Genomic DNA, 22,448 nt, shown 5'->3' on the forward strand with positions numbered 1-22,448 from the left:
GGCTGCGATGAAGGCCGTCGTGTTCGAAGATGTGGGCCTGGCGGGCATCCAGGATCGTGAGGTGCCCTCCCTCGGCGTCGGCGAGGTCCTGGTCAAGGTGGCTGCGACCGGTATCTGCGGCACGGACCGGGCGATCCTGCTGGGCGAGTTCCCGGCGCGACGCGGTGTGGTGCTGGGGCATGAGGCGGTCGGCGCGGTGGCCGTGGTCGGGTCCGGCGTCAGCTCCGTGGCGCCGGGCGACCGTGTGGTGATCAACCCGACGTACTACTGCGGCCGGTGCCGTCCCTGCCGCCGGGGACTGCCGGCCCACTGCCCGGCGAAGGCCGGCCGGGAGGTCGGCGTCGACCGGGACGGGACGATGGCCGACTTCGCCGTCGTGCCCGAGCGCTTCGTCCACCGGCTGCCCGTCTCGGTGTCCTACCGGCGAGGGGCTCTGGTGGAACCGCTCGCCTGTGTGCTGAACAACCTGAGGGCGGCTCAGCCGCGGTGGGACGACCAGGTGCTCGTGCTCGGTGGTGGGCCCATCGGCGCACTGTGCGCGATGGTCCTGGCACGGCGCGGCGCCAGGGTGGCACTGGCCGAGCGTGATCCGGGGAGGGCGGAGATCGCCCGCCGGCTGCTGCCGCGAACGGTGCGGGTGCTGGCCCCGGAGGAGGCGGCCGGGTCGGAACGGCAGGCGTCCGACGTGGTCATCGACACCACGGGGTCGGTACCGGTCGACGTCCTGAGCGCGGTGGCGGCCGGGGGCACGGTCGTGGTGATGGGCGAGCGGGAGGCCGGCGTCGCCACCGTCCCGCTGAGGGCCCTGGTGACCAGGGGGATCCGCCTGGTGGGGGCGGGACCGTACCGGCCGACGGACTTCGAGCTGGCGGTGGACCTCGCACGGGATCTGCCACTCGAAGAACTGGTCACCCACGTGCTGCCGCTCGAACGGTACACCGAGGCCCTGGCGCTGCTGGCGGTCGCACCGGACGGGCCGGGCCGGTCCTCGCCCGGCCGCGGGTACGGCGCGATGAAGGTCCTGCTCGCCTCGGACGGGAGCCTGACCTCATGAGCGCCGGACAGGACGGCGCGCGTCCGGCCTTCGTGGACGGAACGCTCTGGCTGGACGAGCGCCCCCGGTTCCTCATCGCCGGTGAGTACCCCTACTACCGGGATCACCGCGGGCGGTGGGCGGCCAAGCTGGGCGCCATGCGCGACGCCGGCATCGAGGTGGTGACCTGCTACGTCCCCTGGCGGCACCACGAGATCACCCACGACGGCGGCCGGCGGTTCTGCTTCGACCGGGACGGCAACCGCGATCTGGCCGCCTTCCTGGAGCTGATCAGGGCGACGGGTCTGCTCGCACTGCCGAAGCCGGGCCCCTTCGTCCATGCCGAACTTCCCTTCGGCGGGCTGCCCGACCGGATCAGCCCCACCCTCGATCCGGATCGGCACGCCGCACGGTCGGCCGACGGCCGACCGCTGCCCTGCCAGCAGTTCACGCTCCCGTCGGCTCTGGACCCGAGGTTCCTGGAGGACGCGACGGGCTGGCTCCGCGCGGTCGGCCGGTTCCTCCGGCCGTTCGTGCATCCGCGGGGGCCGGTCGTCGCCGTCCAGATCGGCAACGAGGGGCACTACGGGGAGACCGCCCTTCCGATCGACGCGCTCGACTACTCGCAGCCGGGCACCGACGCCTTCGCCCGCTTCGCACCCGGCGTGGACCCGCCCACCCGAGCGGAGGATCCGCCGTCCCCGAACGGGTTGCTCTCCCTGGTCAGTTGGGCGCAGTGGTCGGCCGAGGCGCTCACCGCCGGGACGGCGAAACTGGCCGAGGCGCTCGGGCCGGACATCCCCGTCCTCACCACGTACTCACCGCCGGCCAGGGCCGACCGCGTCCCCGGCCGGGCGGCCGGACGGTACGACGCCTGGTTGGCCAGGAACAGAGTCGGCGCGCCCACCGCACTGCCCCGCGCCTACACGAGCTGGGCCGGCAATGTGCTGGCGGACGAAGAGGCGCTGGTCAACTACGTCCTGGCGGCCAAAGGGGGACGAGGCCCCAACATCGAGGAGAACTGGGGGCTGCGCTGGGCGGACGCGAGCTGCGCCTTCCCGGTGGTGCCGGTCCACCACACCCTGCTCGGCGTGGCGTGCGGGGCGACCGGCATCAACGTCTATCCGGCCTGCGCCACTGCGGGCTGGGGCGAGCACCTTGCCGTGGACCGCTCCTGGCTGGCGGAGACGGCCGGTGATCCCGCGCAGTTCGATCCGCCGTACGGGGAAGCCGCTCCGATCCTGGTCGACGCCGGCCCCGGCCCGGCCTTCGCCGCCGTACAGGTGCTCACCCACTTCCTGGCCGGCCAGCAGGACGTGCTGGCCGTCTCCCGCCCGGAACCCGGAGTGCGGTGGGGTGTCCATCCGCCGTACGCGGCGATCGGTGCGTGGTCCTGGGCGAGGAGCCGGCGCAGCGGCGGGGACGCGGATCGGCCAGTGCCCTCGGCCGGTCGGACTCTGGTGCCCTTCATCGCCCACTGCCTGCGGCGCAACCTGCCCTTCCAGCTGGAGGAACTGACCGGCCGGACGGCACTCGACGCTGATGCAGGGCCACTGGTCGCGGTGTCGGGCGACTTCATGGAGCAGGCCCTGCAGCAGCGGCTCGCCCGGTTCACCGAGCAGGGCGGGTCGCTGCTCGTGGTGGGGGAACTCCCCCACCTGGACGAGAACCTGCGTTCCTGCACCGATCTGGCCGATGCGGTGCGGCGGTGTGCCGCGCCGCCGGGCGGGCCGGCCAGGGTGCGTGCGGTGGCCCTCGGCGGGAGGCCCGTCGGAACGGCCGTCGAGGAGTGGCTCGGCGAGAGCAGCGGTGTACCGCTGCGTGCCGGACCGGGGGCGTGGCTGGAGCTGCGCAGGACCACCACGGACCCGGAGGACGTGCTCGTCTTCCTCTTCAACCGCTCAGGCGGACCCTTGCGGGCACGCACCACCTGCGGGGAGCGCGTCATCGCGGTCGACCTCGTCGGGGACGGGTGCGCCGTCGTGCGGGTGTCGCACGGACGGCTGGCGGCGTGCTACGTGAAGGGGCTGAACGAGCAGACCGGCGCGGGGGTACCGGTCCGGGTGCGGGTCGGACGCGATCTGCTGAACGCCGACCGGCCGTGCGACCTGTCCGCCGTACGCGGGCCGGGTGGCTTCGAGCTGCGCACCGCCGCAGCGCACGGCGAGGCCCGCGTACTCCTGCCGGAGGGGCCATGACATCGCCGTCCCCGTCGTTGCTCCCGGCCGCCGCCCCGGCAGAGGCTGTCGGCATCGATGTCGGCGCCACGAAGATCGCCGCGGTGCGGGTGACGGCCGACGGCACGGTGTCGGCGCGGGCCCGCTGTGCCACACCGCGCCGCACGGCGGACGCGCTGGTCGGTGCCGTCGGCGACCTTGTGACGCAGGTGCGCGGCGAGCGGGTCACCGCGGTCGGCGTCGGGCTGCCGGGAATGGTCGACACCCGTACCGGGGCGCTGGCCTTCGCACCCGGTCTGGACTTCGCGCGGGCTCCGCTTCGGACGCTGATCGCGGACGCGGTGGGACTTCCGGTGGTGACCGACAACGACGCGAACGCGGCCGCGTGGGCCGAGTACCGCCTTGGTACCGGGCGCGGACACGAGCACCTGGTGCTGGTGACGCTGGGCACGGGTCTGGGTTGCGGGATCGTCGTCGCCGGCCGCCTGCTTCGCGGCTCGCACGGCTTCGCGGCCGAGGCCAGCCACCTGACGGTCGATCCCCACGGTCCGCTGTGCGAGTGCGGCAACCGCGGGTGCTGGGGAGTGTCGGCGTCCGGCGCCGCCATCGCGAGACTCGGGCGACAGGCTGCGGCGGCCCACCCGACGTCGCTGCTGGCCCGCCTGATCGACCAGGGCCCCGCAGGCGCGGGAGAGGCGGTCACCGAGGCCGCCCGCAGCGGCGATGAGCGGGCCCTGGAGATCCTGGACCGGGTGGGAACGCTCACCGGCACCGGGCTGGCCGCCCTGGCCAACCTGTTCGATCCCTCCGTGGTGATCGTCGGAGGCGGTCCGGTCTCCGCCGGAGAACTGCTGCTCGCACCCGCGCGCGCCTCGTTCGCCCGCTGGCTCTATTCACCCGGAGATCGCCCGCCCGTGCCCGTGCTGACGGCCCGCTTCGCCAACGACGCCGGTGCGATCGGCGCCGCGCTGCTGGCGATCGATCGGCTCGCAGACGTCCGAAGGCTCTGAGTTCCGCGCTCTGAGCTCTGAACTCTGAGCTCCGAGCGACAGCTCACCGGGCGGCGCACGCGGGGTTCACGTCCGCCGCGCTCGTCAGAGGACCACCACCGAGCGCAGCACATCGCCCTTGTGCATGCGGGCGAAGGCGGCCTCGACGTCGGTCAACGGGATGGTCTCGGTGACGAAGGCATCCAGGTCCAGGCGCCCCTGCAGGTAGAGGTCGATCAGCATCGGGAAGTCCCGCGAGGGCAGGCAGTCGCCGTACCAGGAGGACTTGAGCGCGCCGCCTCGGCCGAAGACGTCCAGCAACGGCAGCTCAAGGGTCATCTCCGGCGTCGGCACGCCGACCAGGACGACGGTGCCGGCGAGGTCGCGGGCGTAGAAGGCCTGCCGGTAGGTCTCCGGGCGGCCGACGGCCTCGATGACGACGTCCGCGCCGTTGCCGCCGGTGAGCTCGCGGATCGCTTCCACCGCGTCGCGCTCACGGGAGTTGACGGTGTGGGTGGCGCCGAGCCTCTGCGCGGTGGCGAGCTTGTCGTCGTCGATGTCGACGGCGATGATCCGGGCGGCCCCTGCCAGTCGGGAGCCCATGATGGCGGCGTTGCCGACTCCGCCGCAGCCGATGACCGCGACGCTGTCACCCCGGCAGACCCCGCCGGTGTTGACGGCGGCGCCGAGTCCTGCCATGACGCCGCAGCCGAGCAGTCCGGCGGCGAGGGGCGAGGCGGCGGGGTCGACCTTGGTGCACTGGCCCGCCGCGACCAGGGTCTTCTCCGCGAAGGCGCCGATGCCGAGCGCCGGGGAGAGTTCGGTGCCGTCCGCAAGGGTCATCCTCTGCTTGGCGTTGTGGGTGTCGAAGCAGTACTGCGGGCGTCCACGCCGGCAGGACCGGCACTGTCCGCACACCGCACGCCAGTTCAGAACGACGAAGTCGCCGGGCGCGACCTCGGTCACCCCCTCGCCCACCGACTCCACGATCCCGGCGGCCTCGTGCCCCAGCAGGAAGGGGAACTCGTCATTGATCCCGCCCTCCCGGTAGTGCAGGTCGGTGTGGCAGACACCGCAGGCCTCGACCTTGACCACCGCCTCACCCGGGCCCGGATCCGGCACGATCACCGTCTCGATCCTGACCGCCTCGCCTCTGCCTCCGGCGACGACACCTCTGACCTGCTGAGCCATGGAGCAACAACCTTCCGCCGGGTGGAGGGAATCGGTGTGGATACGCGTGGGTGCGGTCAGGCGCGGAGCCGGTCGGTGACCCATTCGTGGAACGCGCCGATGTGGTGCTCGCTCGGCACCAGCACACCGCCGGTCCGGTAGGCGCGCGAGTCCATGGCGGGCTGGCAGCGCTCACAGGCGTCGAAGTCCTGGACGTTGACCCGGTGGAACAGCTCCACCGAGCGGGAGACGTCGCGGCCCTCCTCGACGACGTCCTTGAGGAAGAGCCAGTCGCACTCCACGACGGTGTGGTCGGCGGCGAGCGGGAACATCCGGTGCACGATGACATGGTCGGGCACCAGGTTGATGAACACCTGCGGCTTGACCGTGATCGCGTAGTACCTGCGGTCCTGGTCCTCGGAGACGGTCGGGATCCGGTCCACGCCCGCGCTGCCGTCGACGGTGAAACCCTCGGCGTCGTCGGCGAACTCGGCACCGTGGCCCACGTAGTACTGCGCCGCGTAGCCGCCGGCGAACTCGGGGAGCACCTCGGTCAGTTCGGGGTGGATGGTGGCGCAGTGGTAGCACTCCATGAAGTTCTCGATGATCAGTTTCCAGTTGGCCTTCACCTCGTAGCGGATCCGGCGGCCGACCGCGAGCCCCTCGCTCTGGTAGCGCTCGATCGCCTCGGGAGTGCCCAGCCGCTCCGTCGCCGCGCCGATCACGTCGGCCTCGAAGGACGGCGGCTCGTCGGCCAGGCACACCCACACATAGCCGAGCCACTCGCGCACGTGCACTGGGACCAGGCCGTAGGTGGTGCGGTCGACATCCGGCATGCTGGTGAGGTTGGGCGCGGCGACGAGCCTGCCGTCCAGTCCGTAGGTCCAGGCGTGGTACGGGCACTGGAAGGTCCGCTTGACCTCGCCCTTCTCCTCGGTGCACAGCCGCGCGCCGCGGTGGCGGCAGATGTTGAGGAACGCCTTGACACTGTCGTCCCGGGATCGGGTGACCAGCACGCTCTCCCGGCCGACCTGGACGGCCTGGAAGCTGCCCGGCTTGTCCAGGTCACTCGCGCGCACGGCGCAGAACCACATCCGCTCGAAGATCTTCTCCTGTTCCAGCGCGAAGATCTGCGGGTCGGTGTAGAAGGCGCCCGGGAGGGTGCGGATCAGGCTCGACGGGAGCTCGGTGGTCACGGCGGTAGGCCTTTCGTCAGGGGAACGCACGACTGGAGAAGGCTCGGTACCGGTTCAGCGGCGGATGCGGGTCATCTTCGGGTCGAACAGCGGCTCCTGCGTGACGGTGGCGGGCAGCCGCTCGCCGAAGTACTCCACCTCCACCCGCCGGCCGGGATCGGCGGCGGCGTGCGGCAGCCAGGCGTAGGCGATGGAGGCGCCGATGCTGTACCCGTAGGCGGCGCTGGTGACGTACCCGGCAGGCGCGCCGTCCACGTACACCGGTTCCTTGCCCATGACGACGGCCTGCGGGTCGTCCAGCAGGAGGCACACGAGCCTGCGCGGCACCGTCTCCTCGGTCGTGCCGAGCAGCGCGTCGCGGCCGAGGAAGTCCCCCTTGTCCATGCGCACGGCGAAGCCGAGCCCGGCCTCGTAGGGGTTGTGTTCGGCGGTCAGATCGGTGCCCCAGGAGCGGTAGCCCTTCTCCAGGCGCAGGCTGTTGAAGGCGCTGCGTCCGGCGGCGACGATGCCGAGCGGTTGCCCGGCCTCCCACAGGGTGTCCCAGAGCTTCTGCCCGTTGTCGGCCGTGGTGTACAGCTCCCAGCCGAGCTCGCCGACGTAGGACAGTCGCATCGCGGTGACCGGGACGTTGCCCAGGTACGCCTGCTTCGCCCTGAAGTAGCCGAAGGCCTGGTGCGAGAAGTCCGCGTCGGTGAGCGGCTGGACCAGGTCGCGGGCGAGCGGGCCCCACAGGCCGATGCAGCAGGTGCCGGCGGTGGTGTCGCGGACCTGGACCGAACCTCCCCCAGCTACCGCTGGGAGGTGCCCCCATTCCGGGAGGTGGCGGGTGAGCCAGTCGAGGTCGAGGTTGCCGTTGGCGCCGAGCTGCCACCGCTCCTGGCCGAGCCGGGCCACCGTGAGGTCGCTGCGCACCCCGCCGGTCTCGTCCAGCAGCAGGGTGTAGGTGACGGATCCGACCGGCTTGTCGAGCTGATTCGTCGTCAGATACTGCAGGAACGCCAGCGCGCCGGGGCCGGTGACCTCGATGCGCTTGAGCGCCGTCATGTCGTACATCGCGACGCGCTCGCGGGTGGCCAGGGCCTCGGCGCCCGCGATCGGGGACCAGTAGCGGGAGGCCCAGGCGCCGCGCCCGGGGATGCCGGCGACCTCGGGCAGGTCCCGGTTGGCCCCGTACCAGTGCGGCCGCTCCCAGCCGGACGCCTCCAGGAAGAAGGCGCCCAGTTCCCGCTGGCGCCCGTGGAAGGGGCTGACCCGCAGCGGGCGCGGCTCCTCCATCGGCTGCAGCGGGTGGAGGATGTCGTACACCTCGACGAAGTTCTGGCAGCTGCGCCGGTGCACGTAGGCGGGGGCGAGCTGCCCCGGCTCGAAGCGGTTGAGATCGCACTCGTGCACATCGGTACGCGGCGTGCCTTCGATCAGCCACTGGGCCATCGCCTTCGCCACGCCCGCGGAGTGGGTCACCCACACCGCCTCGGCGACCCAGAAGCCGCGCAGCTCGGGCGACTCCCCCATGAGGGGGAAGCCGTCGGTGGTGAAGGAGAAGATGCCGTTGAAGCCCTCCTCCACCTTCGTCCGGGCGAGCGCGGGCAGCAGCGCCTGCGAGTCGGCCCAGGGCTGCTCGAAGTCCTCCTCGGTGAACGGCAGCATCGAGGGCATCACGGGCCCACCGGGGGCGGACACCTCGCCGAGGTCGACGGGCATCGGGCGGTGGGCGTAGGAGCCGATGCCGATCCGGTCCACGTGCTCGCGGTAGTAGAGGTCGCGGTCCTGGTGGCGCAGGATCGGCTTGGAGGCTTCGAGCTCCTCGGTGTTGTGGCCGGCCAGCGCCGGTACCGGGGTGGTCCTGGCGTACTGGTGGGCCAGCGGGACGAGCGGGACGGCGAGCCCGGCCATCCGGCCGATCTTCGGCCCCCAGAACCCCGCGCAGGAGACGATCACGTCGGCGGGGAAGCCTCCCTGGTCGGTGACGACGGCGGTGACCCTGCCGTTCGCGGACTCGATCCCGGTGACGGTGTGGTGCGGCAGGAACCGCGCACCTCGCTCGATCGCGCGCCGGGCCTGCGCCTCGCCGGCACGCACCGCCTTGGCCAGGCCGTCGGTGGGCACATGGAACCCGCCCAGGACCTGGTCGCGGTCGAGCAGCGGGTGCAGGGCGACGCACTGCTCGGGGTCGAGCAGGGCGCCCGACACCCCCCAGGAGGCGGCCAGCCCGTGCTTGCGGTTCAGCTCCGCGAGCCGCTCGGGGGTGGTGGCCACCTCCAGTCCGCCGAGCTGCTGGAAGCACCACCGGCCGTCGAGGGTCAGGGAGGAGTACTTGCGGACGGTGTAGGAGGCGAACTCGGTCATGGTCTTGGAGGAGTTGGTCTGGAAGACCAGTCCCGGCGCGTGCGAGCTCGACCCTCCGGTGGCGAACAGGGGGCCCTGCTCCAGCACCGTGACGTCGGTCCAGCCGCGCGCGGTGAGCTCGTCGCTCAGCGCGCAGCCGACGATGCCGGCACCGACGATCACGACTCTGGGTTGAACTGTCAAAGCGTCCGTCCCCTCGGGAGGTAGCTGCGGCGGGCTGAGCCAGACAGTACGAGTTGCACATTACGCATCTGCTTGCGCGATGAGAAACAGACTCGGGCCCACATCACGAGCTGTCAAGACCCGCCGTCGGCACGAGCCGCATACCATCCGGGCACTCTCCCTTGACAGGGATATGAGGCCCTTCCATACTCGCCGACAAGTTGCGCATGGAGACAAACGTCTCGTATCGCGCAACTCACGAGAAAGGCGGCGCCTGTGCCCCCATCCCTCGACCCGGCTTGTCTGCTGATCGGCGGCGCCTGGACGCCGGCCGAGGACGGCCGACAGCGAGCGGTCGTCAATCCCTTCGACGCCTCGGCGCTGGCAACGGTCCCCGAAGCCTCCGAAGCCGACGCCGACAGCGCGGTACGCGCCGCCCGGTCCGCCTTCGACGAGGGCTCCTGGGCCCGCGCCCCGGCCGCCCATCGCGCCGGCGTGCTCACCGCCACCGCCGACGCGCTCCAGGCGCAGCGGGAACAACTGGCCCGGCTGGAGACGCTCGACACCGGCAAGACCCTGGCCGAGAGCCGCATGGACGTCGACGACGCCACCGCCGTCCTGCGCTACTACGCGGCGCTGGCGACCTCGGACGCGGGCCGCACGATCGACACCGGGCGGCCCGACGCGATCAGCCGGGTGGTCCACGAGCCCGTGGGCGTCTGCGCACTGATCACACCGTGGAACTACCCGCTGCTGCAGATCTCCTGGAAGCTCGCCCCCGCCCTGGTGGCCGGCAACACCGTGGTGGCCAAGCCCAGCGAGGTCACACCGATGACCACGATCAGCCTCTTCCGGCTGCTCCAGGAGCAGTTGGAACGGGCCGGCGCGCCGAGCGGGACGGCGAACCTGGTCCTGGGCGGCGGCGCCGTCGGCGCCGCACTCGCCCGGCATCCCGAGGTCGACCTGGTCTCCTTCACCGGTGGCCTGGCCACCGGCCGCTCGGTGATGCGGGCGGCGGCCGACACGGTCAAGAAGGTCGCCCTGGAACTCGGGGGCAAGAACCCCAACATCGTCTTCGCCGACGCCGACCTCGACGCGGCGCTCGACTTCGCCCTCACCGCCGCCTTCCTGCACTCCGGCCAGGTCTGCTCGGCCGGCTCGCGGCTGCTGCTGCACCGCAGCCTGCACGCCGACTTCACCGCCGAGCTCGCCCGCCGCGCCGACCTCATCCGGCTCGGCGACGGACTCGACAAGGGCACCGAGACCGGCCCGCTGGTCTCCGCCGAGCACCGCCTGAAGGTCGAACGCCTCATCGCGGGCGCCCTCGCCGAGGGCGCGGTGCTCCGCGCCGGCGGCGGCCGGCCCACCGAGCCCGGGCTCCAGGCGGGCTTCTTCCTGCGGCCCACCGTCCTCGACGGCTGTCACGCGGGCATGACTGTGGTCCGCGAAGAGGTCTTCGGCCCCGTCCTCACCGTCGAGCTCTTCGACGACGAGGACGAGGTGGTGGCCCTGGCCAACGACACCCCGTACGGCCTGGCGGGCGCGGTGTGGACGCAGGACGCCGGACGCGGCGAGCGCGTCGCGTCCCGGCTCCGCCTGGGCACCGTCTGGATCAACGACTACCACCCGTACGTGCCGCAGGCCGAATGGGGCGGGTTCAAGCAGTCCGGCACCGGCCGCGAACTCGGCCCGTCCGGGCTGCGCGAGTACCAGGAGTCCAAGCACATCTGGCGCACCATCACGCCCGCCGCCCAGCACTGGTTCGCCGGCTGACGCGGCATCACTCCACTCCCCCGGTCCCTACGTCCACGCCTCCCGACTCCACCCGGTCCGCACAGCAAGCACGTCCCCCAGTCCCCTTGCCTGCCACTGGAGCGACCATGAGCAACCCGGGAACCACCAGAACCACCGCGCCCCCACCCACCGACGACACCACCGACCTCGCACGCTTCGGCTACAAGCAGGAACTCGAACGCTCCCTCGGTTCCTTCTCCAGCTTCGCCGCGGGCTTCAGCTACATCTCGATCATGACCGGCGTGTTCCAGCTCTTCGGCTTCGGCTTCGCCTCCGGCGGCCCGGCCTTCGTCTGGAGCTGGCCGCTGGTCTTCATCGGCCAGGGGGCCGTCGCCCTCTGCTTCGCCGAGATGGCAGGCCAGTTCCCGCTGGCCGGCGGCGTCTACCAGTGGTCCAAGCAGATCGCGCGACCGGCCACCGCGTGGATGGCCGGCTGGATCATGACCGTCGGCGCGATCGTCACCGCGGCCGCGGTCGCCGTCGCGTACCAGATCATCCTGCCGCAGGTCTCGCTGACCTTCCAGATCGTCGGCGGCGCCGACGACGCCGGCGTGACCACCACTCCGAACGGCGCGAAGAACGCGATCCTGCTCGCCCTGGGCCTGGTGGTGTTCACCACGATCGTCAACATCGTGGGCGTCCGCCTGATGGCGAAGATCAACAACATCGGCGTCGCCGTCGAGCTGATCGGCGTCACCCTGCTCATCATCATGCTGGCCGTGCACATCAAGCGCGGGCCGCAGGTCGTCCTGCACACCGCCGGCACCGGGGCCGGGCACTCCTGGGGCTACCTCGGTGCCTTCCTGGTGGCCTCGATCATGAGCGCGTACGTCTTCTACGGCTTCGACACCGCCGGCTCGCTCGCCGAGGAGACCAAGGAGCCGCGTCGCCACGCTCCCCGCGCCATCCTCCGCGCCCTCACCGCCGCCTTCCTGGCGGGCGGGGTGCTCATGCTCGTCGGCATGATGGCGGTCGGCAACATCGACGCCGAGGAACTCGGCACGCTCGGCATGCCCTACCTGATCAAGTCCACCCTCGGCACCGGCCTGGGAGACGCCTTCCTGGTCTGCTCGGCGATCGCCATCACGGTCTGCTGCCTCGCCGTGCAGACCGCCGCCATCCGGCTGCTCTTCTCCATGGCCCGCGACGGACGTCTCCCGTTCGGCGCCGCCATGGCCAAGGTCTCCCCCAAGTCCAGCACCCCGGTCGCACCGGCCGTCATCACCGGCGTGCTGACCATCGCCCTGCTGCTCGTCAACATCGGCAACCAGCGGGTCTTCTTCATCCTCACCTCGGTCGCCATCATCCTCTTCTACATCCCCTATCTGCTGGTCACCGCCCCGATGCTGCTGCGCCGCCTGCGGGGCCAATGGCCGCGGAAGGAGCAGGGCCCCTACTTCACCATGGGCCGCTGGGGTCTGGTCGTGAACATCGTGGCCGTCGTCTACGGCGTGGCCATGACCGTCAACCTGGCGTGGCCGCGAACCGCCATCTACGGCGACGACCAGTGGTACTTCACGTGGGGCGCCATCGTCTTCACCGCGGTGATCTCGGCCGTCGGCGGTCTGCTGTACCTGCGCTACCGCAGCCACGGCGGCACGCCGCAGCGCCCCGCCGCCACCGAGCCGGTGGCCGACGACGGCCTCGCGGCCGAGGCCTGACCCTTCGTCAGACCTCGTGAGGAAGCGGGACGGGGCGCCGGGACCACCCTGCGCCCCGTTCCCCGGCCGCACCACGGCCCGTCACTCCAGGCGGAGGTAGCCCATCCTGGCCGAGACCTCCTCCGCCGCGGACCGGACCGCGGCAGCCACCTCGGGGATACGGCGCTCGGTCAGCCGGAAGGACGGCCCGGAGGCGCTGATCGCCGCCACCACCTGCCCGTTGTGCGCGAACACCGGCGCCGCGACGGCGTTGAGCCCCGGCTCCAACTCCTCCACGCAGCAGGCGAAGCCGTCCGTGACGGCTTGCTTCAGCTGCGCGAGCAGGGTGCCGGGATCGGTCACGGTCCGCGGGGTGTAGCGCTCCAAGGGGGCGGTGAGCCTCGCCTTCAGCGCCTCCTCGGACAGGTGCGCCATGAGCACCTTCCCGCTGGAGGTCGCGTGCAGCGGCGTGCGCTGACCGACCCAGTTGTGCGTGGTCAGAGCCGAGGGGCCGAACACCTGGTCGATGTTGACGGCCTCGTTGCCGTCCAGGATCGCCACGTTGATCGTCTCCGCGACCTGGACGGCCAGCCGCTCGCAGACCGGACGACTCTGCTGGGACAGGTCCATCCGGACCGTGGCGGCACCGGCGAGCCGGACCAGGCCCAGCCCCAGGCGGTACTTGCCGCGCTCCCCCGGCTGCTCGACGAGGCCGCGCATCTCCAGGGCGGCGGCGAGGCGGAAGGCCGTCGACTTGTGCACACCGAGCTCGACCGCGAGTTCGGTGACACCCGTCTCACCACGGCGGGCGAGGATCTCCAGGATGGTCACCGCCCGGTCGACGGACTGCACAGGGGACTCCGTCTGTCGCGAGGAGCCCGGCCCCTCGGGGGGTCCGCCGTTCAGACTGTTGCTCATAACGCAACATTATGCACATCATCCGGCCGATGACATTCGCCCTCTTGACAAGCCCTTGGCAGCTCGAAAGCATGTTGCGTAATCCGAATCGTGTTGTGCAATGCGATACACCCCGAGCGGGTTCGAGGATCCGAAGCTGGAGGTTCCCATGATCACGGTGTGCCGGATCGACGACCTGCCGCCCGGCGAAGCGCTCCGAGTGACCGAGGGCGTACCGGCGCCGGTCGCCGTGTTCAACGCCGACGGGACCTTCTACGCCGTCGACGACACCTGCACCCACCAGGACGCCTCGCTCGCCGACGGCTGGCTGGAGGGCTGCTTCGTCGAATGCCCCCTGCACGCGGCCTCCTTCGACCTCCGCACCGGCCGCCCGACCTGCCCGCCGGCCAAGTCGCCGCTGCGGACCCACCGGGTCACCGTGGAGGACGGATGCGTCGTCCTCCACGTCACGGTCGGCGAGCCGGCGTGAAGTCCATCGCCGTGGTCGGCGCCTCACTGGCGGGTCTGAGCACGGTCCGCGCGCTCCGCGCCGAGGGCTACGACGGCTCGATCACCGTCATCGGCGACGAACGCCACCACCCGTACGACCGGCCGCCGCTGTCCAAGGGCTTCCTCAGGGGCGACCTGGACGCCGACGCGCTCGCGCTCGGCAGCCCGGACGAGTACGCGGACCTGTCCGTGCGGTGGCTGCTGGGCGAGCGGGCGGTCCGGCTGGAGCCCGCGGCCCGGGCCGTCACCCTGACCGGCGGCCGGGAACTGCGCGCCGACGCCGTCGTGATCGCCAGCGGCGCCCGCCCCCGCACGATCGCGGGCGCCGAGGGGCTGGCGGGCGTCCACACGCTGCGCACCCTGGACGACGCGGTGGCGCTGCGCACGGACCTGCGGGAGGGCCTGCCCCGCGTCGTCGTCATCGGCGCGGGCTTCATCGGCGCCGAGGTCGCCTCCACGGCCCACGCGCTCGGCCTGGACGTCACCGTCGTGGAGGCCGCCGAGGTGCCGCTGGAGCGCGCCCTCGGACGCGACATGGCCCTGGTCTGCTCCTCGCTCCACACGGATCACGGGGTCCGCCTGCTGTGCGGCGTCGGCGTCGCAGGCCTCACCGGCGAAGGCCGGGTCACGGGCGTACGGCTGACGGACGGGCGGCTGCTGACGGCCGACGTGGTCGTGGTCGGCGTCGGGGTGCGGCCGGCGACCGGCTGGTTGGCCGGATCGGGGATCGTGGTGGACGACGGGGTCGTGTGCGACGCCGGTTGCGCGACGAACATCCCCGGCGTCGTCGCCGTGGGCGATGTCGCCCGCTGCCCCAACCCGTTCACCGGCCGCTCCGTGCGCATCGAGCACTGGACCAACGCGACGGAGCAGCCGAAGACGGCCGCTCGTACGCTGCTGTCGGGCACGTCGGCGCCCGCGCCCGCGCAACCGCCGTACTTCTGGTCGGACCAGTACCAGGCCCGGATCCAGCTGGCCGGTCATGTCGACCCGGACGACCAACCCCAGCTCATCGAGGGCGACTTGGACAGCCGCTCGTTCGTGGCCGTCTACCGGCGGCACGGGCACGACGTCGCCGTGCTCGCCGTCAACCGGCCCAAGCTCTTCAACCGGCTCCGCCGCACGCTCACTCCGATCCCTGCCGCCGTCGCGCCGGTCGCTTCCCAGCCACGTCCTGTGTCCCGAACCCAGGGCGGTCATCGCTGAACCCTCTCGACCGGTCCGGCGGCGAAGCCGAGCTGTCGACCTCGCACGGGCTCGGCCTCCGGACCGGCGGATCCGGAGGCTTGCCGTGGCGCGGGGACCCGGTGCGGATCAGGTGGTCTTGCGGTGGCGGTAGAACTCGGTGTGGTCCGGTTCGAGGGGGGTGTTGCCGAGGATGACGTCGGCGGCCTTCTCGGCGAGCATCATGACGGGGGCGTAGATGTTGCCGTTGGTCACGTACGGCATCGCGGACGCGTCGACCACGTGCAGCCCTTCCAGGCCGTGGACCCCCAGGGTGGCCGGGTCGAGTACCGACATCTCGTCCGTGCCCATCCTGGCGGTGCACGAGGGGTGCAGGGCGGTCTCCCCGTCCTTGGCGACCCACCGCAGGATCTGTTCGTCGGTCTCGACCTCCGGTCCGGGCGATATCTCTCCGTCGCTGAACTCGGCGAAGGCGGGCTGCCCGAGGATCCTGCGGGTGACCCGGATCGCCTCGACCCATTCCCGGCGGTCCTGCGCGGTGGAGAGGTAGTTGAACCTGAGCGCCGGGTGCTCGCGCGGGTCCTTCGACCTGATCTTCACTGAGCCACGGGCATCGGAGTACATCGGGCCGATGTGCACCTGGTACCCGTGCCCGCCGGCCGGCGCGGAGCCGTCGTAGCGCACCGCGATCGGCAGGAAATGGAACATCAGGTTGGGGTAGTCGACGTCCTCGTTGCTGCGGACGAAGCCGCCGCCCTCGAAGTGGTTGGTCGCGCCCGGGCCCTTGCGCAGGAAGAGCCACTCGGCGCCGATGAAGGGCCGTCGCCACATCTTCATGGCCGGCTGCATCGACACCGGTTGCCTGCACGCGTGCTGGACGTACACCTCAAGATGGTCCTGCAGGTTCTCGCCGACGCCGGGCAGGTGCTGGACGGCCTCGATGCCGAGCGCGGCCAGCTCCGCCGCGTTGCCCACGCCGGAGAGCTGCAGCAACTGCGGGGAGTTGATGGCGCCGCCGGAGAGGATCACCTTGCCGCCGCTCACGCGGTGCAGGGTGCCTCCTCGGCTGTACTCCACGCCGACCGCGCGCTTGCCGTCGAAGAGGACACGGCCGACGTGGGCCCGGGTCCGAAGGTCGAGGTTGGGGCGGTTCAGCACCGGGTGCAGGTAGGCGCGGGCGGCGCTGAGCCGGCGCCCGCGGCGCAGGTTGCGGTCGAAGGGGGCGAAGCCCTCCTGGCGGTAGCCGTTGACGTCGTCGGTGAGCGGGTAACCGGCCTGCTGGACGGCCTCGAAGAACGCGGAGAACAAGGGGTTGGCGACCGGCCCGCGCTCCAGGACGAGGGGGCCCTCGTGGCCGCGGAAACCCCGGCGGTCGGCGGCCGGACCGCGGGTTTCCCGGTCGGCGAGGCAGTTCTCCATGCGCTTGAAGTACGGGAGGCAGTGGGCGTAGTCCCAGTCCTTCATGCCGGGGTCGGCGCCCCACCGCTCGTAGTCGAGCGGGTTGCCGCGCTGGAAGATCATGCCGTTGATGCTGCTGGAGCCGCCGAGGACCTTGCCCCGGGCGTGGTAGATCCTCCGCCCGTTCATGGAGGGTTCCGGCTCGGACTCGTACTTCCAGTCGTAGAACCGGCTGCCGATCGGGAAGGTCAGGGCGGCCGGCATGTGGATGAAGACGTCCCAGGGGTAGTCCGGCCGCCCCGCCTCCAGCACCAGCACCCGGTTGGACGGGTCGGCGCTGATCCGGGCCGCGAGCGCGCAGCCGGCCGAACCTCCGCCGACGATGATGAAGTCGTACTGCTGCAAGGTCATGGTGTCCTGCCGTTGCTCTCGGGGCGGTGACGCCGTTTGCGCGAGTCTGGCGAGGTTGCTGCGGGTTTGCGGGGGGCACGGTGACGCGGGGCTCCCGTCGCGGCCCCTGAACGGCGAGTTTCGCTACGTGAAACTGCGTTCATAGTGCGCAACAGTTTCGGGACCTACCCGAGGATCGTCAAGGCCCCCCACGACCCTCTTGTCAATCTGTTGTGTTACGCGCAACAGTGTGCGTAGTCTGAAACACCGCCAAGGAGGTGAGTCACCATGGCGAACAGCGAGGGTTTGCTCCTGACGCCGGCCTACGCGGAATTCCTCACGCTCGCCCACGCCGTGCAGTGGCACGTGGAACGCCCGGTCCCGCTCAACGGCGCCCGCACCGTCGTCCTCCACTGACTCCGACGCCGTCTCTCCCCAGGAGTCCCGCGATGTCCCACCAGCTGCCCGAGCACCCCGACCGGCTGTGGCGCACCCCCGACCCCAAGCGCTCCTACGACGTGGTCATCGTCGGGGCGGGCGGCCACGGGCTGGCCACCGCCTACTACCTCGCCCGCAACCACGGGATCACCGACGTCGCCGTGCTGGAACGCGGTTGGCTCGCCGGCGGCAACATGGCCCGGAACACGACCATCATCCGGTCCAACTACCTCTGCGAGGAGAGCGCGGCGCTGTACGAGCACGCGCTGAAGCTCTGGGAGGTGTTGCCGCAGGAACTGGAGTACGACTTCCTGTTCAGCCAGCGCGGCGTGCTCAACCTCGCCCACACCCTGCAGGACGTCCGCGAGGGCACCCGCCGGGTCAACGCCAACCGGCTCGGCGGGGTCGACGCCGAGTGGTTGGACACCGACCAGGTGCGCGAGTTCTGCCCGATCGTCAACACCTCCCCCGACGTGCGCTACCCGGTGCTCGGTGCGACGCTGCAGCCCCGGGCCGGCATCGCCAAGCACGACCACGTCGCCTGGGCGCTGGCGCGCAAGGCGGACGAGTACGGCGTCGACCTGATCCAGGGCTGCGAGGTCACCGGATTCCTGCGCGACGGCGACCGAGTCGTCGGCGTGCGGACCAGCCGGGGACCGATCAGCGCGGGGAGGGTCGCACTGGCCGCCGCCGGGCACAGCAGCGTCCTCGCCGACCTGGCCGGACTGCGGCTGCCCGTTCAGAGCCACCCCCTGCAGGCGCTCGTCTCCGAGCTGCTGGAGCCCGTGCACCCCACCGTGGTGATGTCCAACCACGTCCACGTGTACGTGAGCCAGGCCCACAAGGGCGAGCTGGTCATGGGCGCCGGCGTGGACTCCTACAACGGCTACGGCCAGCGCGGCTCCTTCCACCAGATCGAGCACCAGATGGCCGCGGCACTCGAACTGTTCCCGGTCTTCGCCCGGGCGCACGTACTGCGCACCTGGGGCGGAATCGTCGACGTCACCCCCGATGCCTCGCCGATCATCGGCCCGACGCCGATCGAGAACCTCTACCTCAACTGCGGCTGGGGCACCGGCGGCTTCAAGGCGACGCCCTCCTCCGGCTGGGTGTACGCGCACACCATCGCCACCGGCGAGCCACACCCGCTGAACGCACCCTTCGCGCTGGAGCGGTTCACCACCGGCGCGCTCATCGACGAGCACGGCGCCGCCGCCGTGGCGCACTGACCGGAGGACCACACATGCTGCTGATCGCCTGTCCCTGGTGCGGCGAACGCGACGAGCTGGAGTTCCACTACGGCGGCCAGGCCCACGTCGCCTACCCTGCGGACCCCGAGGGCCTGTCCGACGGCGAGTGGGGCGAGTACCTCTTCGTCCGCGACAACCCCAAGGGCCCCTTCGCGGAACGCTGGTCGCACGCCGCCGGCTGCCGGCGCTGGTTCAACGTCGTCCGCCACACCGTCACCCACCAGATCCTGGCCGTGTACCCTGCCGGCCGGCCGAAGCCGGTGATCGCATGACGCAGTCCCACCGCCTCCCCCACGGCGGACGGGTCGACCACTCCGCCCCCCTGCGCTTCACCTTCGACGGCGTGGAGTACACCGGCCTGCGCGGCGACACGCTCGCCTCCGCCCTGCTCGCCAACGGCGTGCTGCACGTCGCCCCCAGCCTCTACGGCAGGCGGCCGCGCGGCATCGCCACAGCGGGCGCTGAGGAGCCCAACGCCCTGGTCCAGGTCGACGGGCCCTGCTCGGAGCCGATGCGGCTCGCGACCACGATCGAGCTGTACGAGGGCCTCTCGGCGACCAGCCTCTCCGGCCTCGGCCGCCTCGACCCGACTCCCGACGAGGCCGTCTACGACAAGATGCACATCCATACCGACGTCCTGGTCGTCGGCGGCGGCCCGGCCGGACTCGCCGCGGCCCTCTCGGCCGGGCGCTGCGGCGCCCGCGTCGTCCTGGTCGACGACCAGGCGGAACCCGGTGGATCCCTGCTCGCGGGGCGGGAGTCGATCGACGGCCGCCCGGCGCTCGACTGGGTGGCGGACACCCGTACGGAGCTCGCCGCGCAGGCCGACACGCGGGTCCTCACCCGGTCCACGGCGATCGGCTACTACGACCACAACTACCTGCTCGTCGCCGAGCACCGCACCGACCACCTCGGCCCGCACCCCGTCCCCGGCATCTCCCGCCAGCGGCTGTGGCACATCCGGGCCCGCCGGGTGGTCCTGGCCACCGGCGCCCACGAGCGGCCGATGGTCTTCGCCGGCAACGACCTGCCGGGCGTCATGTCCGCCGCCGCGGTGCGCGTGTACGTGAACCGGTACGCCGTACTCCCCGGCCGCCGGGCCGTCGTCCTCACCACCAACGACCACGCCTACGCCACCGCGCTCGACCTGGTCGCGGCCGGTGCGGAGGTGGCGGCGCTGGTCGACACCCGGCCGCAGCCGCCCGCCGAGCTCGTCGACGCCGCGCGCGCCGCCGGGATCGACGTCCTCACCGGATCGGCCGTGGTCGGCACCCGGGGTGAGCCGGGGGTCACCCCGGCCGAAGGCCGGGGGAGGGTCGCGGCGGTCCGCATCGCCGAGATCGATGCCGACGACGCGATCAGCGGCCCCGTCCGCGAGGTGGCCTGCGACCTGCTCGCCGTCTCGGGCGGCTGGAGCCCGGCCGTCCACCTGTGGAGCCAGTCCCAGGGCACGACCCGCTACGAGGAGGAGTCGGCCTCGTTCGTCCCCGCGCGGGCCGCGCAGAACGTCGTCAGCGCCGGAGCCGCCCGGGGCGTCCTCCACCTCACCGGGTGCCTCGGCGACGGGTTCGCCGCCGGAGCCGAGGCGGCCGGCCTGGCCGGCTTCCCCACCGCCGTGCCCTCGCAGCCGCCCAGCTCGGGCGACCGCCCGCCGGCCCGGCCGCGGCCGGTGTGGATCGTGCCCGGTGAGACGGGCGACCCCGCCGAGTGGAACGACCACTACGTCGACCTCCAGCGCGACGCGACGGTCGCGGACGTGCAGCGCGCGATCCGGGCCGGAATGCGCTCCGTCGAGCACATCAAGCGCTACACCACCATCGGCACCGCACACGATCAGGGCAAGGCCTGCGGGGTGAGCGCCACCGGCGTCATCGCCCGGCTGCTCGGCGCCCGCTCGCCCGGCGAGGTCGGCACGACCACCTACCGCGGCCCGTACGTGCCCGCCTCCTTCGCACTGCTCGCCGGGCGTGAGCGCGGCGCCCTCTTCGACCCGGTGCGCACCACCTCGATCCATCCCTGGCACGTCGGGCACGGCGCGCTCTTCGAGAACGTCGGTCAGTGGAAGCGCCCCTGGTACTACCCCCGGCCCGGGGAGTCCATGGAGGCGGCCGTGGAGCGCGAGTGCCGCACGGCCCGCGAAGGCGTCGCCGTCATGGACGCCGGCACCCTCGGCAAGATCGACGTCATCGGCCCCGACGCGGGCGAGTTCCTGAACCGCGTCTACACCAACGCCTTCGCCAAGCTGGCCGTCAACTCCGCGCGGTACGGAGTGATGTGCCGAGCGGACGGCATGGTCTTCGACGACGGAGTGACCCTACGCCTGGCGGACGACCACTACTTCATGACGACCACGACCGGGAACGCCGCGGGCGTCCTGGACTGGCTGGAGGAGTGGTTGCAGACCGAATGGCCCGAGCTGCGCGTGCGGCTCACCTCGGTGACCGAGCAGTGGGCCACGATCGCGGTCGTCGGCCCCCGATCCCGCGAGGTCGTCGCAGCCCTGGCCCCGGACCTGGACGTGTCGAACGACGCCTTCCCCTTCATGACGGCCCGTGAGACCCGCCTCGCGAGCGGCGTGGAGGCCCGGATCTGCCGAATCTCCTTCTCCGGCGAGCTGGCCTTCGAGATCAACGTCGCGAGCTGGTACGGCCTCGCCGTCTGGGAGTCCGTCATCCAGGCCGGCGAACCGGCGGGCATCACCCCGTACGGCACCGAGACCATGCACGTGCTGCGCGCCGAGAAGGGCTACCCCATCATCGGCCAGGACACCGACGGCACGGTCACCCCACACGACCTCGGCATGGAGTGGGTCGTCTCCAAGCAGAAGCACTTCATCGGCAAGCGTTCCCTCCGCCGTGCCGACACCGCGCGCGGCGACCGCAGGCAGCTGGTCGGCCTGCTGCCCGTGGATCCCGCCGTGCTGCTGCCGGAGGGCTCGCAGTTGGTGGCGGACGCCGAGGCGTCGCCGCCCACGAAGGCGCTGGGGCACGTCACCTCCAGCTACCGCAGCGCGGCACTCGGCCGCACCTTCGCCCTGGCACTCGTCGCGGGCGGGCGGGAGCGGCTGGGCGAGACGGTCTACGCACCGCTGCCCGGCGGCGTGATCGCCGCGACCATCACCGACACCGTCCTCTACGACCCGAAGGGAACCCGCCGTGACGGCTGACACCCTGCGGCGCAGCCCGCTCGGCCACCTCGCCGACGTCCTCGCAGCGCACTCGACCGGCGGGGAGCGGGGCGTTCGGCTGCGCGAGGTGCCCTTCCTCGCGCAACTCGATCTCCAGCTCCACCCGCACGGGCCGGCCGCCATGGGGGCACCCTCCCCCAGCCTTCGGCCGGGGGTGCCCTCAGGCGGAGGCTGGGGGAGGATCGCCGCGACGCTCGGCTCGCCACTGCCGACCGACCCGAACACCGTCACCGAGCCGGGAGATCTTCAGGTCCTCTGGCTGGGCCCGCAGGAGTGGCTCGTGGTGGGCCCGGACGGCTCCGCACCCGCCACCGCCGAGCTGCTGCGGGCGGCGCTGGCGGACGAGCCCGGATCGGTCGTGGACGTCTGCGCCAACCGCACCACGCTCGAACTGGCCGGCCCCGCCGCCCGCCTGGTCCTGGAGAAGGGCTGCGCACTCGACCTGCACCCCCGGGCCTTCGGGCCGGGACGCTGCGCACAGACGCTGCTCGGCAAGGTCAATGTGATCCTCCACCAGGTCGACGCGGAGCCGACCTACCGGCTACTCGTGCGGGGGTCCTTCGCACAGTACCTGACGGACTGGCTCCTCGACGCGATGGAGGAGTACCGCCACCCCCCGCTCACGGCCTGAGCCGGTCCTGCGGACCCGGCCAGGACAAGCTCGGCCACCGCGCGCGGGGTCCGTC

The 22,448-nt window shown here is 71.8% G+C and carries 17 protein-coding genes; 12 read left to right on the plus strand and 5 right to left on the minus strand.

Annotation, left to right across the window (positions count from 1 at the left end):
- The first annotated feature begins 19 nt into the window (after positions 1-19).
- Genes ACIBH3_RS08005 through ACIBH3_RS08015 form a run of 3 tightly spaced genes read left to right on the plus strand, consistent with a single transcriptional unit; the run spans position 20 to position 4,220 of the window.
- Complete coding sequence (locus ACIBH3_RS08005; protein WP_396311056.1) at positions 20-1,054, plus strand: zinc-binding dehydrogenase; 1,035 nt, start codon at positions 20-22, stop codon at positions 1,052-1,054.
- Positions 1,051-3,231, plus strand: a complete 2,181-nt coding sequence (locus ACIBH3_RS08010) for a beta-galactosidase (RefSeq protein ID WP_396311057.1) — start codon at positions 1,051-1,053, stop codon at positions 3,229-3,231. Before ACIBH3_RS08005 ends, ACIBH3_RS08010 begins: the two co-directional genes overlap by 4 nt.
- The gene (locus ACIBH3_RS08015) at positions 3,228-4,220 is read left to right on the plus strand and encodes an ROK family protein (protein WP_396311058.1); all 993 of its coding nucleotides are present in this window, start codon (positions 3,228-3,230) and stop codon (positions 4,218-4,220) included. The genes ACIBH3_RS08010 and ACIBH3_RS08015 overlap by 4 nt, the downstream gene beginning before the upstream one ends.
- Before the next feature lie 84 nt (positions 4,221-4,304).
- On the opposite strand, the gene ACIBH3_RS08020 is transcribed toward ACIBH3_RS08015, so the two are convergent.
- From ACIBH3_RS08020 to ACIBH3_RS08030, 3 genes are read right to left on the minus strand one after another with little or no spacing between them, the layout of a single operon-like run.
- Positions 4,305-5,390, minus strand: a complete 1,086-nt coding sequence (locus tag ACIBH3_RS08020) for an S-(hydroxymethyl)mycothiol dehydrogenase (protein WP_396311059.1) — start codon at positions 5,388-5,390, stop codon at positions 4,305-4,307.
- A 56-nt stretch (positions 5,391-5,446) separates the two neighbouring features.
- Positions 5,447-6,565 carry an aromatic ring-hydroxylating dioxygenase subunit alpha gene (locus ACIBH3_RS08025; protein ID WP_396311060.1) on the minus strand — a complete coding sequence of 373 codons (1,119 nt, stop codon included), beginning with the start codon at positions 6,563-6,565 and terminating at the stop codon, positions 5,447-5,449.
- Between the two features lie 54 nt (positions 6,566-6,619).
- Positions 6,620-9,073, minus strand: coding sequence for an FAD-dependent oxidoreductase (locus tag ACIBH3_RS08030; protein ID WP_396311061.1), 2,454 nt, complete (start codon positions 9,071-9,073; stop codon positions 6,620-6,622).
- Between the two features lie 276 nt (positions 9,074-9,349).
- Here ACIBH3_RS08030 and ACIBH3_RS08035 point away from each other — a divergent pair, with 276 nt between their 5' ends.
- Positions 9,350-10,846: an aldehyde dehydrogenase family protein gene (locus ACIBH3_RS08035; RefSeq protein WP_396311062.1), complete on the plus strand. Its 1,497-nt coding sequence runs from the start codon at positions 9,350-9,352 to the stop codon at positions 10,844-10,846.
- A 107-nt stretch (positions 10,847-10,953) separates the two neighbouring features.
- Positions 10,954-12,528, plus strand: a complete 1,575-nt coding sequence (locus ACIBH3_RS08040; protein ID WP_396311063.1) for an APC family permease — start codon at positions 10,954-10,956, stop codon at positions 12,526-12,528.
- Positions 12,529-12,609: 81 nt separating this feature from the next.
- On the opposite strand, the gene ACIBH3_RS08045 is transcribed toward ACIBH3_RS08040, so the two are convergent.
- Positions 12,610-13,359 carry an IclR family transcriptional regulator gene (locus ACIBH3_RS08045; protein WP_396311064.1) on the minus strand — a complete coding sequence of 250 codons (750 nt, stop codon included), beginning with the start codon at positions 13,357-13,359 and terminating at the stop codon, positions 12,610-12,612.
- 214 nt (positions 13,360-13,573) lie between these two features.
- Between ACIBH3_RS08045 and ACIBH3_RS08050 the strand changes: the two genes are divergently transcribed.
- Complete coding sequence (locus tag ACIBH3_RS08050; RefSeq protein ID WP_396311309.1) at positions 13,574-13,894, plus strand: bifunctional 3-phenylpropionate/cinnamic acid dioxygenase ferredoxin subunit; 321 nt, start codon at positions 13,574-13,576, stop codon at positions 13,892-13,894.
- Positions 13,891-15,120, plus strand: a complete 1,230-nt coding sequence (locus tag ACIBH3_RS08055; protein ID WP_396311065.1) for an NAD(P)/FAD-dependent oxidoreductase — start codon at positions 13,891-13,893, stop codon at positions 15,118-15,120. Before ACIBH3_RS08050 ends, ACIBH3_RS08055 begins: the two co-directional genes overlap by 4 nt.
- A gap of 108 nt (positions 15,121-15,228) precedes the next feature.
- Here the strand turns inward: ACIBH3_RS08055 and betA are convergent, their stop codons facing one another.
- On the minus strand, positions 15,229-16,908 hold the full coding sequence (gene betA, locus ACIBH3_RS08060; RefSeq protein ID WP_396311066.1) for a choline dehydrogenase: 1,680 nt from the start codon (positions 16,906-16,908) through the stop codon (positions 15,229-15,231).
- A 267-nt stretch (positions 16,909-17,175) separates the two neighbouring features.
- Here betA and ACIBH3_RS08065 point away from each other — a divergent pair, with 267 nt between their 5' ends.
- From ACIBH3_RS08065 to ACIBH3_RS08085, 5 genes are read left to right on the plus strand one after another with little or no spacing between them, the layout of a single operon-like run.
- Complete coding sequence (locus tag ACIBH3_RS08065; RefSeq protein ID WP_396311067.1) at positions 17,176-17,304, plus strand: hypothetical protein; 129 nt, start codon at positions 17,176-17,178, stop codon at positions 17,302-17,304.
- A 32-nt stretch (positions 17,305-17,336) separates the two neighbouring features.
- Positions 17,337-18,554 (plus strand): sarcosine oxidase subunit beta family protein, encoded by a 1,218-nt coding sequence (locus ACIBH3_RS08070; protein ID WP_396311068.1) that lies wholly within the window; start codon positions 17,337-17,339, stop codon positions 18,552-18,554.
- Between the two features lie 14 nt (positions 18,555-18,568).
- Positions 18,569-18,847: a sarcosine oxidase subunit delta gene (locus ACIBH3_RS08075; RefSeq protein ID WP_396311069.1), complete on the plus strand. Its 279-nt coding sequence runs from the start codon at positions 18,569-18,571 to the stop codon at positions 18,845-18,847.
- Positions 18,844-21,741, plus strand: coding sequence for a sarcosine oxidase subunit alpha family protein (locus ACIBH3_RS08080; protein WP_396311070.1), 2,898 nt, complete (start codon positions 18,844-18,846; stop codon positions 21,739-21,741). Before ACIBH3_RS08075 ends, ACIBH3_RS08080 begins: the two co-directional genes overlap by 4 nt.
- Positions 21,731-22,393, plus strand: coding sequence for a sarcosine oxidase subunit gamma (locus ACIBH3_RS08085; protein WP_396311071.1), 663 nt, complete (start codon positions 21,731-21,733; stop codon positions 22,391-22,393). Before ACIBH3_RS08080 ends, ACIBH3_RS08085 begins: the two co-directional genes overlap by 11 nt.
- Positions 22,394-22,448 lie beyond the last annotated feature (55 nt).

The sequence above is a fragment of the Kitasatospora sp. NPDC050543 genome (assembly GCF_044457565.1).
GTDB lineage: Bacteria > Actinomycetota > Actinomycetes > Streptomycetales > Streptomycetaceae > Kitasatospora.